Annotated in this window: 19 protein-coding genes and 1 other RNA gene; 12 read left to right on the forward strand and 8 right to left on the reverse strand. The window is 75.4% G+C overall.

Going from position 1 to position 14,712, the window contains the following annotated elements; all coding sequences use genetic code 11:
* Positions 1 to 11: 11 nt before the first annotated feature.
* From BLS67_RS19900 to BLS67_RS19915, 4 genes are all read right to left on the reverse strand, one after another.
* Entirely contained in the window at positions 12 to 986 is a 975-nt protein-coding gene (locus BLS67_RS19900; protein WP_131801800.1) for a hypothetical protein, read from the reverse strand.
* Positions 983 to 1,402 carry a TadE/TadG family type IV pilus assembly protein gene (locus BLS67_RS19905; RefSeq protein ID WP_091248856.1) on the reverse strand — a complete coding sequence of 140 codons (420 nt, stop codon included), beginning with the start codon at positions 1,400 to 1,402 and terminating at the stop codon, positions 983 to 985. Before BLS67_RS19905 ends, BLS67_RS19900 begins: the two co-directional genes overlap by 4 nt.
* Before the next feature lie 86 nt (positions 1,403 to 1,488).
* Positions 1,489 to 1,713: a Flp family type IVb pilin gene (locus BLS67_RS19910; RefSeq protein ID WP_091248860.1), complete on the reverse strand. Its 225-nt coding sequence runs from the start codon at positions 1,711 to 1,713 to the stop codon at positions 1,489 to 1,491.
* Positions 1,714 to 1,860: 147 nt separating this feature from the next.
* Positions 1,861 to 2,538 carry a prepilin peptidase gene (locus tag BLS67_RS19915; protein ID WP_242654221.1) on the reverse strand — a complete coding sequence of 226 codons (678 nt, stop codon included), beginning with the start codon at positions 2,536 to 2,538 and terminating at the stop codon, positions 1,861 to 1,863.
* 158 nt (positions 2,539 to 2,696) lie between these two features.
* Between BLS67_RS19915 and BLS67_RS19920 the strand changes: the two genes are divergently transcribed.
* The 3 genes from BLS67_RS19920 to BLS67_RS19930 are packed head-to-tail and all read left to right on the forward strand — an operon-like array spanning position 2,697 to position 4,174.
* The gene (locus tag BLS67_RS19920; RefSeq protein ID WP_091248862.1) at positions 2,697 to 2,909 is read left to right on the forward strand and encodes a hypothetical protein; all 213 of its coding nucleotides are present in this window, start codon (positions 2,697 to 2,699) and stop codon (positions 2,907 to 2,909) included.
* Between the two features lie 43 nt (positions 2,910 to 2,952).
* Positions 2,953 to 3,768, forward strand: coding sequence for a helix-turn-helix domain-containing protein (locus BLS67_RS19925; protein ID WP_091248866.1), 816 nt, complete (start codon positions 2,953 to 2,955; stop codon positions 3,766 to 3,768).
* Between the two features lie 4 nt (positions 3,769 to 3,772).
* Complete coding sequence (locus BLS67_RS19930; protein WP_091248870.1) at positions 3,773 to 4,174, forward strand: VOC family protein; 402 nt, start codon at positions 3,773 to 3,775, stop codon at positions 4,172 to 4,174.
* Here BLS67_RS19930 and BLS67_RS19935 read toward each other — a convergent pair.
* Together BLS67_RS19935 and BLS67_RS19940 are read right to left on the reverse strand one after the other, a co-directional pair.
* Positions 4,150 to 4,422 (reverse strand): hypothetical protein, encoded by a 273-nt coding sequence (locus BLS67_RS19935; protein ID WP_091248873.1) that lies wholly within the window; start codon positions 4,420 to 4,422, stop codon positions 4,150 to 4,152. The two genes, BLS67_RS19930 and BLS67_RS19935, sit on opposite strands and share 25 nt — an antisense overlap.
* 29 nt (positions 4,423 to 4,451) lie before the next feature.
* Positions 4,452 to 5,171, reverse strand: a complete 720-nt coding sequence (locus BLS67_RS19940; protein WP_091248876.1) for a TetR/AcrR family transcriptional regulator — start codon at positions 5,169 to 5,171, stop codon at positions 4,452 to 4,454.
* Positions 5,172 to 5,248: 77 nt separating this feature from the next.
* Here BLS67_RS19940 and BLS67_RS19945 point away from each other — a divergent pair, with 77 nt between their 5' ends.
* Together BLS67_RS19945 and BLS67_RS19950 are read left to right on the forward strand one after the other, a co-directional pair.
* Positions 5,249 to 6,106: an NAD(P)H-binding protein gene (locus BLS67_RS19945; protein WP_091248878.1), complete on the forward strand. Its 858-nt coding sequence runs from the start codon at positions 5,249 to 5,251 to the stop codon at positions 6,104 to 6,106.
* Positions 6,107 to 6,189: 83 nt separating this feature from the next.
* Positions 6,190 to 6,810: an Rv1352/Rv1906c domain-containing protein gene (locus tag BLS67_RS19950; RefSeq protein ID WP_091248881.1), complete on the forward strand. Its 621-nt coding sequence runs from the start codon at positions 6,190 to 6,192 to the stop codon at positions 6,808 to 6,810.
* A 103-nt stretch (positions 6,811 to 6,913) separates the two neighbouring features.
* Here the strand turns inward: BLS67_RS19950 and rnpB are convergent.
* Positions 6,914 to 7,331: RNase P RNA component class A (gene rnpB, locus BLS67_RS19955), an RNA gene on the reverse strand.
* Positions 7,332 to 7,349: 18 nt separating this feature from the next.
* Positions 7,350 to 8,516, reverse strand: coding sequence for an ROK family transcriptional regulator (locus BLS67_RS19960; RefSeq protein WP_091248884.1), 1,167 nt, complete (start codon positions 8,514 to 8,516; stop codon positions 7,350 to 7,352).
* A gap of 144 nt (positions 8,517 to 8,660) precedes the next feature.
* Here BLS67_RS19960 and BLS67_RS19965 point away from each other — a divergent pair, with 144 nt between their 5' ends.
* The 7 genes from BLS67_RS19965 to BLS67_RS19995 all read left to right on the forward strand — a co-directional run bounded on the left by BLS67_RS19965 (position 8,661) and on the right by BLS67_RS19995 (position 14,678).
* Positions 8,661 to 9,419, forward strand: coding sequence for an amino acid ABC transporter ATP-binding protein (locus BLS67_RS19965; protein WP_479723817.1), 759 nt, complete (start codon positions 8,661 to 8,663; stop codon positions 9,417 to 9,419).
* A gap of 80 nt (positions 9,420 to 9,499) precedes the next feature.
* A complete protein-coding gene (locus BLS67_RS19970; RefSeq protein ID WP_091248890.1) occupies positions 9,500 to 10,453 on the forward strand; it encodes a glutamate ABC transporter substrate-binding protein in 954 nt (317 codons plus the stop codon).
* Positions 10,454 to 10,492: 39 nt separating this feature from the next.
* Positions 10,493 to 11,137 (forward strand): amino acid ABC transporter permease, encoded by a 645-nt coding sequence (locus BLS67_RS19975; RefSeq protein WP_091248893.1) that lies wholly within the window; start codon positions 10,493 to 10,495, stop codon positions 11,135 to 11,137.
* Positions 11,134 to 12,009, forward strand: a complete 876-nt coding sequence (locus BLS67_RS19980; protein WP_091248897.1) for an amino acid ABC transporter permease — start codon at positions 11,134 to 11,136, stop codon at positions 12,007 to 12,009. The genes BLS67_RS19975 and BLS67_RS19980 overlap by 4 nt, the downstream gene beginning before the upstream one ends.
* Positions 12,002 to 12,991: an asparaginase gene (locus BLS67_RS19985; protein WP_091248900.1), complete on the forward strand. Its 990-nt coding sequence runs from the start codon at positions 12,002 to 12,004 to the stop codon at positions 12,989 to 12,991. The genes BLS67_RS19980 and BLS67_RS19985 overlap by 8 nt, the downstream gene beginning before the upstream one ends.
* The gene (locus BLS67_RS19990) at positions 12,988 to 13,719 is read left to right on the forward strand and encodes a copper homeostasis protein CutC (RefSeq protein ID WP_091248903.1); all 732 of its coding nucleotides are present in this window, start codon (positions 12,988 to 12,990) and stop codon (positions 13,717 to 13,719) included. The genes BLS67_RS19985 and BLS67_RS19990 overlap by 4 nt, the downstream gene beginning before the upstream one ends.
* Positions 13,716 to 14,678: an ROK family protein gene (locus BLS67_RS19995; protein ID WP_091248906.1), complete on the forward strand. Its 963-nt coding sequence runs from the start codon at positions 13,716 to 13,718 to the stop codon at positions 14,676 to 14,678. The genes BLS67_RS19990 and BLS67_RS19995 overlap by 4 nt, the downstream gene beginning before the upstream one ends.
* Positions 14,679 to 14,712 lie beyond the last annotated feature (34 nt).

Consider the following 14,712-nt stretch of genomic DNA (forward strand, 5'->3'; position numbering starts at 1 on the left):
CGGGGGCGGGGTCAGCAGGGGCACCGGGTGCCCTGCCAGTCGTCGGGGTCCCAGAGGAAGACGCCGCGTGCGCCGAGGTCCGGCGCGGTGGGCATCGTGCTGGGGGTGTCGATCTGCCGGCCCTCGTAGGTGAACCAGCCGGTCACGCTGGCCGGTGAGCCCGAGCTCACCGACGTCACCCGCAGGGCGGCGTAGCCGTACACGCGGACCGACGAGGAACCGCTCTGGTCGTAGACCGCGAGCAGGATGTCGGTCCCGATCAGGCCGTTCAGGTAGGCGGCCGTGCAGACGGCCGGCGCCGAGGTGGCGGTGGTGACCGTGGTCCCCGCCGTCGAGGCCGTGCCGCAGCGCGAACCGGTCGGCTGCAGGAGGGCGCTGGTCCCGCGGACGGCGGTGCCGTTCGGGGCGTTGCAGGAGGTGGTGGTCACGGTGCTGAGCGACACGGTGGCGGTCGCCCGCGTCGACCCGACCCCGCCGTTCCCGATGGCCGACTGGTAGGCGCAGTAGGACACCGCGACCGGGAGGTCCGCCGTGGCGGTCTGCAGGCCCGCCCAGCGCGCCATGGTCTCGACGGTGAGCTGCACGTCGGGGATGCCCAGCGCCGCTCCGAAGAAGTGCCGGATGGTCCAGGTCCCCTGGCCGCGCGTGGCCCGCTGCCCGGTGTCGGTCTGCAACCAGCCCGTGCCCGGCTGCAGCGAGGCCAGCTTGGCGCCGGAGTTGTTGGTGATCCCGTAGTGCGAGATCATCGTCTCGCCCTCGGTCTTGGTCGGGCAGTCCTGCTCGGCGCAGTCCATGGCCGCGGCCAGCGCGAAGGCGTCGACCGACGAGAAGACCTGGGTCCTGGCGTTCCAGACGGCGGCGGTGTCCACCGCGAGCGCCGCGGCCCCGAAGAGGATCGGGAAGAGCAGGGCGACGGCCACGGCCACCGCGCCGCGCTCCCCCGCAGGTCCGCGCACCCACAGGCGGCGCCACGGGCGGGTGGTCATCGCCCGCACCGGTACAGGGCCTTGCCCGTGATGGGGAACGCCAGGCCGGCTGCGTAGCTGCCGGTCGGCTGGAAGGTGTAGGTGATGGTGACCGTGACGTCGGCGCCGGGACCGGCGGTCGCGCACGAGGAGGGGCTGATCGAGATGTTGGCCGTCGACAGGGTGACCGCCGAGGTGCCGGCGGCGTTCACGGCCCTGGTGCGGGCCGAGGCCACGTCGTCGTTGATGGCGTAGTCGCGGGCCGCCTCCCGGGCGGCGCCGGACAGCGCCGCCTGCACCTGGAAGGCGCGGCTGACCGAGACGATGCTGAACAGGAAGAGGAGCAGCAGCGGGACGACGAGGGCGAACTCGACGGCGGACGCGCCGCGCTCACCGCGTGGTCGGCCGAACCGGCCGGTGCGGCGGGTGCGGGTCATGCCGATCTCCTCTGCTGCTGGTGGGGGTGTGCTGATCGGGCCGGCGGGCGGGAGGGTCTCCCGCCCGCCGGGCCCAGCGGGTCACGTCAGGGCTTGGTGCCGTTGACGTTGATGTTGGTGAACAGGGCGTTGAGCTTCGGGCCGAAGAGGCCCACGGCGGCGACGACGGCGAGGGCGATCGCACCGACCAGCAGGGCGTACTCGACGGCGCTGGCACCGGTCTCGCGGGCCTTGAGGGACTTCAGCTGGCCGCCGACGCGGTCCGCGCTCGTGACCGACAGCGCGAAGAGGGTCTGGAACAGGTGGGTCATGTCGTGCTCCTTCAGGTGACCGTCACCCGGAGGGACCACGGTGGTCCCAGGTGCGGCTGCAGGAGCGACATCGGGTTGCGCCCAACCGGTCATGAGCCCAGTCGGCCGGGTCTCCCCCGGAGGGGTGAACAGGCCGCGACCGCGGTTTCAGGCGGCGAGCAGCCCCACCACGAGGGCGCCGGCCAGCAGCGCCGGGCCGAAGGCCAGCTGGGTGTCCCGGCCGGCACGGCGTGCGGCCAGCAGCACCATGGCCACCAGCCCCTGGACGACGAAGCCCAGGAACACGCCGGTGAGCACCGCCGACCAGCTCAGCCAGCCCAGGTAGAGGCCGAGCACGAGGCCCAGCTTGACGTCGCCGAGCCCGAGGCCCGACGGGTTGACCGCGGCCAGCGCGAAGAGCCCGGCGGACAGCGACAGGGCGGCCAGCACCCCCCTGACCAGCGCGGACCAGTCACCGGTGGCCGCGGCGACCACGGCCAGCGCCACCAGCCCGACCACCCCGGTGGGCAGCAGGACCCGGTTGGGCAGCAGGTGGTGCTGCAGGTCGATGACCACCAGCACGACGGCGCACCCGGCGAGCCAGAGCCAGGCGGGCAGCAGGGGGACGAGGCCGAACCGGGCGAGCACGAGGGCGGCCAGCGCCGCGGTGCCGAGCTCCACCCACGGCCCCGGGACGGCGACGCGGCGGGTGGTCGTGGTCCCGGGCAGCAGCTTCGCGGCATCCGGCCGGCGGACGACGACCCGGTGCGCGAGCACGTTCAGCCCCCGCCCGGCGAGCAGGCCCACGACGGCCCCGACCACACCCAGCAGCACCGGCTCGCCCACGGCGGGGAGGGTCGCACGGGGGCACCCGTCCGGGTGGGAGGCGGCACGGGGATCGTGGTGGTGTGCCGAGCCACCCCTGCGGGTTTCGTCACATGTGTCACCGGATCGACCGTCCGGCAGGCGGGAGGCCGGGGCGTCGTCCTGCCTACCGTGGATCCATGCCTCGCACCCAACTCTCCCCGGTTGACCGCAGCCTGGCCGCCCGCGTCCGCCAGCTGCACCTCATCGCCGCCGCCCGCGTCTCCGCCGCCCGGGCCACCTCCCCGCAGCAGGTGGCCGACATCGTCCGGGTCACGGTGGACGACGAGGTCGACACCCGCACCTTCGCCGCCATCGTCACCGACTGCTCGGCCGGCCTGCCCCGCCGCTGACCCACCCCTGTCGGTCCCGGCCCGGACGGGCCACGATGGACCGGTGGCCGAGGTCGTGGACGAGCACCTCGTCGCGCCGCGACCGCACCGGCACCTGGCGGGCCTGAGCGGCTGGGCCCAGGCCGGCACCACCCCGCAGGTGCACCACGGGCTGCCCTCGCCCTGGCTCACCTTCATCGTCACGCTGCACGACCCCCTGGTGGTCGCGGCGCACCCCGACCCGGCGCAGCGGCCCGACCACTACGAGGCCCTGCTCGGCGGCCTGCACACCCGGCCGGCGCTGATCACCCACGGCGGCCGGCAGTCCGGGGTCCAGCTGTCGGTGCACCCGCTCGCCGCCCGCGGACTGCTCGGTGTGCCCGCCGGCGAGCTGGCCGACCGGGACGAGCACGCCGTCGACGTCCTCGGGCCGTGGGTGCAGGACCTGCAGGACCGTCTGCGCACCGCGGTCGGGTGGCCCGAGCGGTTCGCGGTGGTCGCCGAGGAGCTGGCCGGCCGCCCCGAGCTGCCGGTCGTCCCCGAGCTGCGCCGGGCCTGGGCACTGCTGACCCGCACCCGCGTGCCGGTGGCCGAGGTGGCGGCCGACGTCGGCTGGAGCGCCCGACGGCTGCACACGCGGTGCCGCGCCGAGACCGGGTTGTCGCCCCAGGAGCTGCGCCGGGTCACGAGGTTCGACCGGGCACGGCGGGCACTGGCCGCGGGCGCCACGCCGTCGAGCGTGGCCGCCGACCACGGCTACACCGACCAACCGCACCTGACCCGCGAGTTCAGCCGGTTCGCCGGCCTCCCACCGCGTCGGTGGCTGGCCGCGGAGGGCCGATCCGTGCAAGACACCGTCGCCCCGCCGGACGCAGGATGACCCCATGACTGCTCCCGCACCCCAGGTCTGGCCCACCCTCCGGGCCACGGACGCACCCGCCCTCATCCGGTTCCTCGTCGACGCCTTCGGGTTCGAGGAGGTGGCGGTGATGGCCGACGGCGACACCGTCCACCACGCGCAGCTGGCCTGGCCGCTGGGCGGCGGCGTGATGCTCGGCTCGGCACGGCAGTCCGACGCCGACCGCTGGCCGCTGCGCCCGGGCACCTTCGGCGCCTACGTGGTGTGCGACGACCCCGACGCGCTGTTCACCCGGGCCGTCGTCGCCGGGGCCACGGTCGGCCGCGAGCCGGAGGCCACCGGCTACGGCTCGCGGGAGTGCCTGCTGCTGGACCCCGAGGGCAACCACTGGTCCTTCGGCACCTACCGCGGCGAGCCGCGCCCCTGATCGACCCGCTCGACGCAGACCGGGCAGGCATCGGGGTCCGCGCCGTCGAACGGCTCGCCACCCATCACCCGCACCGCGTGGTTGCACAGGGAGGTGGCGGCCTCCAGGTCGGCCAGCCCGGCGGGCACCGCGTGCAGCGGCCCGGTGGCCTGCTCGCCGGCCAGGTCGCCGTCGGGACCCTGGACGACGACCGGGGTCGTCTCCCGGCCGATGCCGTGCTGCGCGGAGTGCTCCGTGGTCGGGTCCATGCCGGGTCCTTGCCCAGCGCACCGGACCGCTACCCGCCGGCGACCACCCGGTCCAGCCACTCCGCCAGCAGCTGCTGCTCGGCCGAGGTGAGCGCGGTCAGCTCCGCGGCCCCGGCGCGCAGCGCCACGACGGCCGGGAGGAGTCCGGCCGTCGTGGCGGGCTCCGCGGGGTCGACCAGCACCTGCTGGAGGACGGCGTCCAGCATCGCGGCGGACAGCTCGCCGTCCCGCTCGGCGGGCGGGACGGCCAGCAGGGCGAGGACGGCGCCGGTCCCGGCGGCGTGCACGAGCTCGGCGGCGTGCCGCTCCCCCACCCGCAGCCGGCCCGCGAGGGCGACCCGGTGCACGCGGGCGGCCAGCACCTCCCGTCCCGACCGGGCCGCGGCCGAGCGGCCGGCGCGGGCGGGGTCGCTGAGCAGGGCGAACACCGCCGGGTGGGTCAGGCCGAACTCGACCTGTCGGTGCCAGCCGGCGCGCAGGTCCGCCACCGGGTCGTCGTCGGCGTCGGCGGCCGCCCTGACCTGCGCCGCCTTGCCCGCCACGAAGGCGGCCAGCTCGTGCTCCACGACGGCCTCGAGCAGCCCGTCCTTGTCCCCGAACAGGCGGTAGAGGGTCGGCGCCTGCACGCCCGCGGCCTCGGCGACCGCGCGGGTGGTGACGGCGTCGCCGCCGGCATCCCGCAGCAGCCGGGCGGCGGCCTCGACGAGCGCGGAGCGGGCGACGTCCCGTGGTGGGGCGCTGGGAGCCATGCCCCGACGATAGCGCGGATCCGGTCTCGCTGTTAGCGTCGTTAACACCACCGGGCTACCAGCGATACGAGGCCAGCATGATCACCGTCACCGGCGCCACCGGCGCGCTCAACGGCGCCACCGTCGACCACCTGCTGCAGCACGTCCCGGCCGAGGGCGTGACCGTCGTCGTCCGCGACCCCGCCCGGGCCCGGCGCTTCGCCGACCAGGGGGTGACGGTCCGCCGGGGCGGCTACGACGACCCGGCGGCGATGCGCGAGGCGTTCGCCGGCGCCGACCAGCTGCTGCTGGTGTCCTCCAACGACCCGGGGGCCGACGCCGTGGCCCTGCACCGGGCCGCCGTCGAGGCCGCGGTCGCATCCGGGGTCGGCCGGGTGCTCTACACCAGCCACCAGGGCGCCGCGGCGGACTCCCCGTTCGCGCCGGCGCGGGTGCACCTGGCCACCGAGGAGCTGCTGGCGGCGTCCGGCCTGCCCTGGACCTCGCTGCGCAACGGGTTCTACGCGCACAGCCTGGCCTGGTTGGCCGGGCCGTGGCGCGAGACCGGCATGGTCACCGTCCCCGTGGACGGACCGGTCTCCTGGACCGCCCGGGACGACGCCGCCGAGGCCGCAGCCGCCGTGCTGCTGTCCGACGGGGGACACGACGGCCCGGTCACGCTGACCGCGCCGGCCGCCCCGACCTTCGCCGAGGTCGCCGAGATAGCCGCGCAGGTATCCGGCCGGCCGGTGGGGATCTCCGTCGTCGGGGAGGAAGCGTGGCTGGCCGGGCAGGAGGCCGCTGGGCGTCCGGCCCACGTCGCGCGGTTCACCCTCGGCATGTACCAGGCCGCGGAGCAGGGCCTCTTCGCCGGCACCGACCCACGGCTCGCCCAGCTGCTGGGCCGGGAGCCCTCCGGCGTGCGCGACCAGCTGACCGCACCGCCGGAGCTCTGAGACCGAACCGAGACCTCCCGCCTCCCTACGCAGACCGCTCCGTATCGATACCTTCCCGGTCAACTGCTCACGGGGAGAACACGATGCACGAAGCGACACCCATGCCGACAGGCCAGCAGCCCTTGGCCGCGCCAGCGAGGAGCCGCTCCTGGTACCAGCGATGGCAGCTGTGGACCGGCGTCGCGGCACTCATCGCCGTCGTGCTGGGGGCCGCAGCCATCGGTGCCGCATCCGTCGACCCGACCGCCAGCGATCAGTACCGACAGGCGATGTCCGATCTGGGGGACAGCGAGGCAGAGGTGGCGACCTTGCACGAACAGGTCCGACGCCTCGGCGAGCAGGCCGAGGATGCACGAGCCGAGAGCAGCGCGGCGATCGCCAGCGCCTCCGCGAGGTCGACGGAGCTGGACGCGCAGGCGGCGGACATAGCGGCGCGAGAGGCGGCCGTGTCTGCCACCGAAGCCGTCATCGCGGCCAACACGGTCGGACCTGGCACCTACGTGGTCGGCGTCGACATGCAGCCCGGGACCTACCGCAGCGAGTCGGCCGTGTCCTCCGACTGCTACTGGGCCATCCTCGTCAGCGGCACCAACGGGGACGACATCGTCGAGAACGACCTCCCGGGCGGCGGCTTCCCCACCATCACCGTGTCCGAGGGACAGGACTTCAAGAGCAACCGGTGCGGGAACTGGGTGCTGCAGTAGCCCTGACCGGGTGAACGTCGACCTGGCCCCCGTCCTCCGCGGAGGGGCGAGGCCAGGTCCACCCAGGACCCTCCCGGGCATCGCCGAGGTCAGATCGGGACGACGGACGAGTCGGCCTGTACGCCGGGTTCTGTCCCCGGGTGCCTCGCGGCGGTCCCGATGGGCGGTCATCCATCTAGGCCTGCGATTGCTCGCAGGCTCGAGCGGTCTACCCGGAGACTCGGGCGGGCAGCCCTCGAACGCCTCCGCGGGTCCTCGGCGAACCGAGGGCCCTTCCTGACCTTGCTCCGGGTGGGGTTTACCGAGCCGCACCGGTCACCCGGCACGCTGGTGGTCTCTTGCACCACCGTTTCACCCTTACCAGCCTGCACCGTCGAGACGGCACCGCTGGCGGTCTGTTCTCTGTGGCACTGTCCCGCGGGTCACCCCGGGTCGCTGTTGGCGACCACCCTGCCCTGTGGAGCCCGGACGTTCCTCGGCGGCGGGGTCTCCCCCGCCGACGCGACCGCCCAGCCGACTCGTCCGTCGTGCCCGGGAGCCTACCGGCCCGCGGCGAGCAGCCGCGGCAGGTCCGCGAAGACGGCGTCCAGCGCGGACCGACCGGCGCCGAGCAGACCGGCGCGGGGGCCGGTGCGGCCCACCACGACCTCCAGGCCGTCGGTGACCAGCGGCGGGCTCTGCGCGTAGACCGCCGAGCGCACACCGGCCACGAACGCCTCGGCCTGGCTCAGCCACCCGGCGAGCACCAGCCGGTCGGGGTTGACCAGGTTGACGATGGTGGCCAGCACGGTGCCGGTGCGGTACCCGGCCTCGCGCAGCAGACCGGTGGTCTGCGGGTGGGCGTCGCGGGCCAGGTCGAGCATCGCGTCCACGCCGTCGACCGGCACCCCGTCGTCGCGCAACCGCTGCGCCAGGGCCGCACCGCTGGCGACGGCGTCCAGGCAGCCCACGCGCCCGCACGAGCACGGCACCGGCTCGGCGTCGGGCACGGTGACGTGGCTGATGTCGCCGGCGAACCCGCGGGCCCCGCGCTGCAGCACCCCGTCGACGACCATCCCGCAGCCGATGCCCGACCCGGCCTTGACCAGCACCAGGTGTGCCGCGGTGGGGTCGGTCGCGTGCTCGCCCAGGGCCATGAGGTTGGCGTCGTTGTCGACCACCACGACCGCGCCCGCGGGCAGGTGCGGGCGGGCCAGCGCCGCGACGTCGGCACCGTTCCAGCCGGGCATGCGGGCCGGGGAGGTGACGGCGCCCTGCGGGTGGGACACCGGCCCGGGGACGCCGAGGCCCAGCCCCAGCAGTGGCCCGGCGCCGTCCCCCTGCCCGTCGAGCAGCTCGGTCAGCACCCCGGTGACGACGGCGAGCACCGCCTCGGGCCCGTCGCCGATCTGGACCGGGACCCGGCGCTCCGCCAGCACGACGCCGGTGGCGTCCAGCACCGCGCAGTCGGCGTGCTGCTCCCCGAGACCGACCGCACCGACGACGCCGAGACCGGCCCGCAGGGCCAGGCGCCTCGGTGGCCGGCCGCTGCCGGTGGCCGGCCCGACCTCCTCGACCAGCACACCGCTGCGCACCAGCTCCTCCACCCGGGCCGCCACCGTCGTGGGCGACGCGCCGGTGCACCGGGCCAGCTCGGCCCGCGAGGCCGCGGCCCCGGTGCGCACCAGGGACACCAGGGAGGCGGGCGATCCGGGCCGGACTGTCATGCCCGGCAGTAGAGCACGCAGGCGTCCGAATGTCCCGCCTGTTAAAACCTTTCTGGATTAATTCCTACCCCTTTTGCATGGAACACCCGGGTGCTTACTGTTCGCGGCGTCACACCCCCACCGCCCCCGGCCCAGGAGTTCCCCGTGTCCGCAGCTGCTCCGAGCCGGACCCCGATGGTCAGCCTGCAGGCCGTCGACAAGCACTTCGGTGCCCTCCACGTGCTGCAGTCGGTGGACCTGGACGTCGCCGCGGGCGAGGTGGTCGTGGTCATCGGCCCCTCGGGCTCCGGCAAGTCCACGCTGTGCCGCACCATCAACCGGCTCGAGTCGGTCGACTCGGGCCAGGTGCTCGTGGACGGCGTCCCGGTGCCCGCCGAGGGCGCCGCCCTGGCCCGGCTGCGGGCCGACGTCGGCATGGTCTTCCAGTCCTTCGACCTGTTCGCGCACAAGACCGTGCTGGACAACCTCTGCCTGGCCCCGGTCATGGTCCGCGGTACCCCGAAGGCGCAGGCCCGCCGCGAGGCGATGGAGCTGCTCGAGCGGGTCGGCATCGCCGACAAGGCAGGCCACCTCCCCGCCCAGCTCTCCGGGGGCCAGCAGCAGCGCGCGGCGATCGCCCGCGCCCTGGCGATGCGGCCCAAGGTGATGCTCTTCGACGAGCCCACCTCGGCGCTGGACCCCGAGATGGTCGCCGAGGTGCTGGCGGTCATGACCTCGCTGGCCGACGAGGGCATGACGATGGTCGTGGTCACCCACGAGATGGGCTTCGCCCGCCGGGCCGCCGACCGCGTGGTCTTCATGGACGCCGGTCGCATCGTCGAGGTCGCCCCGCCCGAGCAGTTCTTCGCCGGCGGCGGCAGCGAGCGCACGCGCAGCTTCCTGTCCGCGGTGCTCACGCACTGATCCCCAGCTCCGGCGCCCGGACCCCCGCGCGCCGGCCCCACCCCCCGCACCGACCCGCGGGGTTCGTCGAAAGGCAAGGAATGAGCCGCACCCTCCGGCGACGCTCCACGATCGCCGCCTCCCTCGCGCTGGTCGCCTCCCTCGGGCTCGCCGCCTGCGGGGGCTCCGACTCGGGGTCCTCCGCCGTGCCGCCCTCCGCCTCGGGTGGCGGGGAGGACGCGCTGCAGTCGGTGTACGACGCCGCCCCGGTCGCCGACGCCGCCGCGCTGCTGTCGGACTCCACGATGGCCGCCATCAAGGAGCGCGGCGTGCTGCGCGTCGCCGCCGCCCTGGACGCCCCGCTGCTCAGCCAGCAGGACCCCAGCAACCCCGACGACATCCAGGGCTTCGACATCGACCTGGCCAAGATGCTGGCGATCTACATCATCGGCGAGCCCAACATCGAGGTCGTGCCCCCGGCGTCGGAGACCCGCGAGGCGCTGCTGACCAACGGCACCGTCGACGTCGTGTTCAACACCTACACGATCACCGAGGAGCGGGCGCAGCAGATCGAGTTCGCCGGCCCCTACTTCGTCTCGGGCCTGGCCGTGGCCGTGCCGTCGGACAACACCGACATCTCCGGCATCGACGACCTGGGCGGCAAGACCGTCATCGTCGGCGCCAACACCCCCGCGGTGACCGCGGTCCCCGAGCAGCAGCCCACCGCCGAGGTGGTCAGCTTCGCCACCGACCCGCAGTGCGTGCAGGCCCTCACCCAGGGCCGCGGCGACGCCTACGTGCAGGACTACACCCTGCTGGCCGCCGACGCGCAGTCCAACGCCGGCATCAAGGTCGTCGGGCAGCCGTTCACCCAGGAGGCCTACGGCATCGGCCTGCCGCCGGACGACCAGGACTTCAAGGACTTCGTGAACGACTGGCTCGAGCAGATCTACGCCGACGGCTCCTGGGCCGCGGTCTTCGACGCGACGCTGGGCACGGTCGGCGACGGCAGCACGCCCGAGCCGCCGACCATCGGCTCCGTCCCGGGTTCCTGACCCACCCGTGAGCTGCAGCAGCGTCGGCAGGAGGACCCGTTGAGCGCCCTCGTCGAGAACTGGCCCGCCCTCCTGGCGGGTCTGGGCACCACCCTGCTCGTCCTCGTCACCTCCGCGGTGGGCGCCCTCGTCCTGGGCACCCTCGTGGTGGTGGCGCGGGTCAGCCCCGTCCCCGTCCTGCGGGCCGCCGCGTTCGGGTACGTGCAGGTGCTGGTCAACGTCCCCCTGCTGGCGCTGCTGCTGCTCGCCGTCTTCGCCCTGCCCGACGCCGGGCTCCTGGCCCCGCTGACGCTGACCGCGATCATCGTGCTCACCGTCTACGAGGCCGCCTACGTCGCCGAGGCCCTGCGCAGCGGCATCAACACCGTGCCGCGCGGGCAGGTCGAGGCATCCCGCGCGCTGGGCTTCACCCTCTCCCAGACCCTGCGGCTGGTCGTCGTCCCGCAGGCCGCCCGGGCCGTCGTCCAGCCGCTGGGCAACGTGCTCATCGCCCTGCTGATGAACACCGCCCTGGCCGCCACCGTGGGCGTCGTCGAGCTGACCAGCGCCGTCAACAAGGTCAACCTGGTCCAGGCCGAGCCGATCCCGATCTTCGGCGCCGCCGGCCTGGTCTACATGGCCCTGGCGCTGGTCATCGGGCTGGGCGCCGGCCGCATCGAGAAGAGGGTGGCGATCCGCCGATGAGGCAGCCCGAGACCGCCTACCTGTACGACGAGCCCGGCCCCCGCGGCCGCCGCCGCATCCGCACCGCCTCGGTGGTCAGCCTGCTGGTCCTCGCCGGGCTCCTGGCCCTCATGCTCCGGCAGTTCGCCTCCCGCGGGCAGCTGGACGCCGACCGCTGGACGCCGTTCCTGTCCTGGCCGATCTGGGAGTACCTGCTCGTCGGCCTGCGCGGCACGCTGCTCGCCGCCGCCGTCGTCGCCGTCCTCGGGGGTGCCCTCGGCGTGCTGCTGGCGCTGGGTCGGCTGAGCCCGATCCGGCCGCTGCGCTGGGCCTGCACCGGGTTCATCGAGGTGTTCCGCACCCTGCCGGTGCTGCTGCTGATCTACCTCATGCTGTTCGGCCTGCCCGCCTACGGCATCAACCTGCCGGTGCTGTGGAAGCTCGCCGTCCCCCTCACCGTGGCCAACTCGGCCGCGATCGCCGAGATCGTCCGGGCCGGCGTCCTCAGCCTGCCCCGCGGCCAGTCCGAGGCCGCCGCCTCGCTGGGTCTGCGGCGGCTGCAGGTGATGCGGGCGGTCGTGCTGCCCCAGGCGCTGCGCGCGGTCACTCCGTCGCTGGTCGTCCAGCTGGTCAGCCTGCTCAAGGACACCTCGCTGGGCTACGTCGTCGCCTTCACCGAGCTGCTCTACCGGGCCCAGGTGCTCAGCGCCTACAACCGGCTGCTGATCCAGACCTTCCTCGTGGTCACCCTCGTCTACCTCGTGGTCAACGGTGCGCTGTCGGCCCTGGCCTCACGGCTGCGCAGCCGCGGGTCGCGGAAGACCGCCGCCCCGATCGCCCCCGCCACCCCGGCCCAGCCGGGCGCACCCGCCGTGGAGGCCACCCGTGCCTGACTCACCCGCCGCCGTCCCTGCCCTGGCCGAGCTGGCCGTCGTCGTCCGGTCCGGGCTCGTCGAGAGCCGGCACCTGGGCAGCCTGGTCGCGCTGCGCGCCGACGGCTCCACCGCCCTGGCGCTCGGCGCCCCCGACGCCGTCGTCCTGCCGCGGTCGACCACCAAGCCGCTGCAGGCGCTGGCCTGCCTCGAGGCCGGCGCACCGCTGGCCGGCCCGGCGCTGGCCATCGCTGCCGGTTCGCACACCGGCGAGGACCGGCACGTGGACGTCGTCCGGGCGGTGCTGGCGCAGGCCGGGCTGGACGAGTCCGCGCTGCGCTGCCCGGTCGACCTGCCCGAGGACGAGCCGACCCGCGTGCGGCTGGTCCGCGACGGCGAGGAGGCCGCCCGGGTGCGGATGAACTGCTCGGGCAAGCACGCCGCGATGCTGCTGGCCTGCACGGTCAACGGCTGGCCGACGGAGACCTACCTGGACGCCGACCACCCGCTGCAGCGCCTGGTGCACGACGTCGTCGCCCGCGAGACCGGCACGCCGGTCGGCCACACCGCCGTCGACGGCTGCGGCGCCGCCCTCTTCGGGACGACGGTGCGCGGCCTGGCCACCGCCTTCCGGTCGCTCGCGACCGCGACCCACGGCCCGGCCGCCCGGGTCGCCGACGCGATGCGCACGCACCCCGAGTTCGTCGGCGGGCGCGGCCACGTCAACACCCGGCTCATGGCCGACCTCCCCGGCGTGGTCGCCAAGGGCGGCGCCGAGGGCGTCATCGGGGTGGCCACCGCCGACGGCCGGGCCGTGGCGATGAAGGTGGTCGACGGCAGCCCACGGGCCACCACCGTGGTCGCGCTGGCCGTGCTGCGTGCCCTGGGGGTCGACACCTCGCCGGTCGCGGACCTCGAGACCGTGCCGGTGCTGGGCGGCGGCGTGCCGGTCGGCGAGGTCCGCCCCGGTGCGGCGCTGGCCACGGACCGGACGACGACGTGACCGCCGTCGAGATCTGCGTCGACGACGTCGAGGGCGCGCTCGCGGCGGCCTCCGCCGGCGCCGACCGCGTCGAGCTGTGCGCCGCGCTGGGCGAGGGCGGCGTCACGCCCAGCGCCGGCACGCTCGCCGCCCTGGGCTCCCGGGCCCCGGCGCTGGCCGTCACCGTGCTGGTGCGCCCCCGCGGCGGGGACTTCGTGCACTCCCCGGTCGAGCTCGAGGTGGTCTGCGCCGACGTCTCGGCGGCCCGCAGCATCCTGCCCGTCGTGGGGGTCACCGTCGGCCCGCTGTCGCCCCGGGGCACGGTGGACCGCCGCGCCCTGGACGCCGTGGTCGCCGCCGCCGGCACCGCGCCGGTGACCTTCCACCGCGCCTTCGACACCCTCGCCGACCAGCCGGCCGCCCTGGACGAGCTGGTCGACGCCGGGGTCGCCCGCGTGCTCACCTCCGGCGGGGCGGCGACCGCGCTGGCCGGGGCCGACGCGCTGCGCGAGCTCGTGCAGCGGGCCGCGGGCCGGATCGAGGTGATGGCCGGCGGCGGGGTGCGGGCCGACCACGTCGCCCAGCTGGTCGCCACCACCGGCGTCCCGGCCGTGCACCTGCGAGCCGCCCGCACCGTGCGCTCCCCGGGCCACAGCAGCACCACCGCCGTCTCCTACGACGGCGGCACCCGCACGATCACCTCCACCGAGCAGGTCGCCGCCGTCGTCGCCGCGCTGGCGCCCCGATGAGCGCCGACCGGGCGGTGCTCGGCCTGGACGTCGGGGGCACCACCACCAAGTCGCTGCTGGTCGACGTCGGGGGGCGGGTGCTGCACCAGCAGCACCGGGCCACCGCGCTGGGCACCGACCCGGTGGCCACGCTGGCCGACGAGGTCGACCGGCTGACCGCGCTGGCCGCGGCGCGGGGGGTCACCGTCGTCGGCGCCGGCGTGGTCACACCCGGGATGATCGACGAGGGCACCGGCACCGTGCACTACGCCTCCAACCTGGGCTGGCGGGACCTCCCGCTGCGGGCTGCGCTGGCCGAGCGGCTGGACCTCCCGGTCACCACCGGCCACGACGTCCGGGCGGCCGGGCTGGCGGAGCGCCTGCTGGGCGCCGCCCGCGGCCTGGACGACGTCCTGCTGGTGACCATCGGCACCGGCATCGCCGCGGCGCTGGTCAGCGCCGGCCGACCGGTCACCGGCGGCACGGGGGCGGCCGGCGAGTTCGGCCACGCCCCGATCCGGCCCGGCGGCGAGCCCTGCCCGTGCGGGCAGCGGGGCTGCCTGGAGGTCTACGCCTCGGGCGCCGGGGTCGCCCGCCGCTACGCCGCCCGCACCGGGCAGCAGCGCTCGGCCGCCGGGGTGGTCGGCCGGCTGGACGACGACCCCGCCGCCCGCGAGGTGTGGGCCGAGGCGACGTCCGCGCTGGCCGACGCCCTGGTCACCGCGACCCTGCTGCTGGACCCGGCCGTCGTCGTGCTGGGGGGCGGGCTGACCGCCGCCGCCGGGGACCTGCTCGACCCGGTCCGTGCCGGGCTCGCCGCCGGGCTCACCTGGCGCCCCCCGCCCCCGGTGCACCTCACCGCGCTGGGGTCGTCGGCCGGCTGCCTGGGCGCCGCCGCGCTGGCCGTCCAGCACGCGGGGCTGGGCGACCTGCTGGCCGGCTGGTCGTCCGCGGACCGCTCGGGGGTCGTCGTCGGCTGACCTCCCGACGGGTCACGATCCGGTGTCGGGCCTG

Origin of the sequence: Klenkia soli, assembly GCF_900103975.1 — a bacterium.
In the GTDB taxonomy this organism is placed as follows: domain Bacteria; phylum Actinomycetota; class Actinomycetes; order Mycobacteriales; family Geodermatophilaceae; genus Klenkia; species Klenkia soli.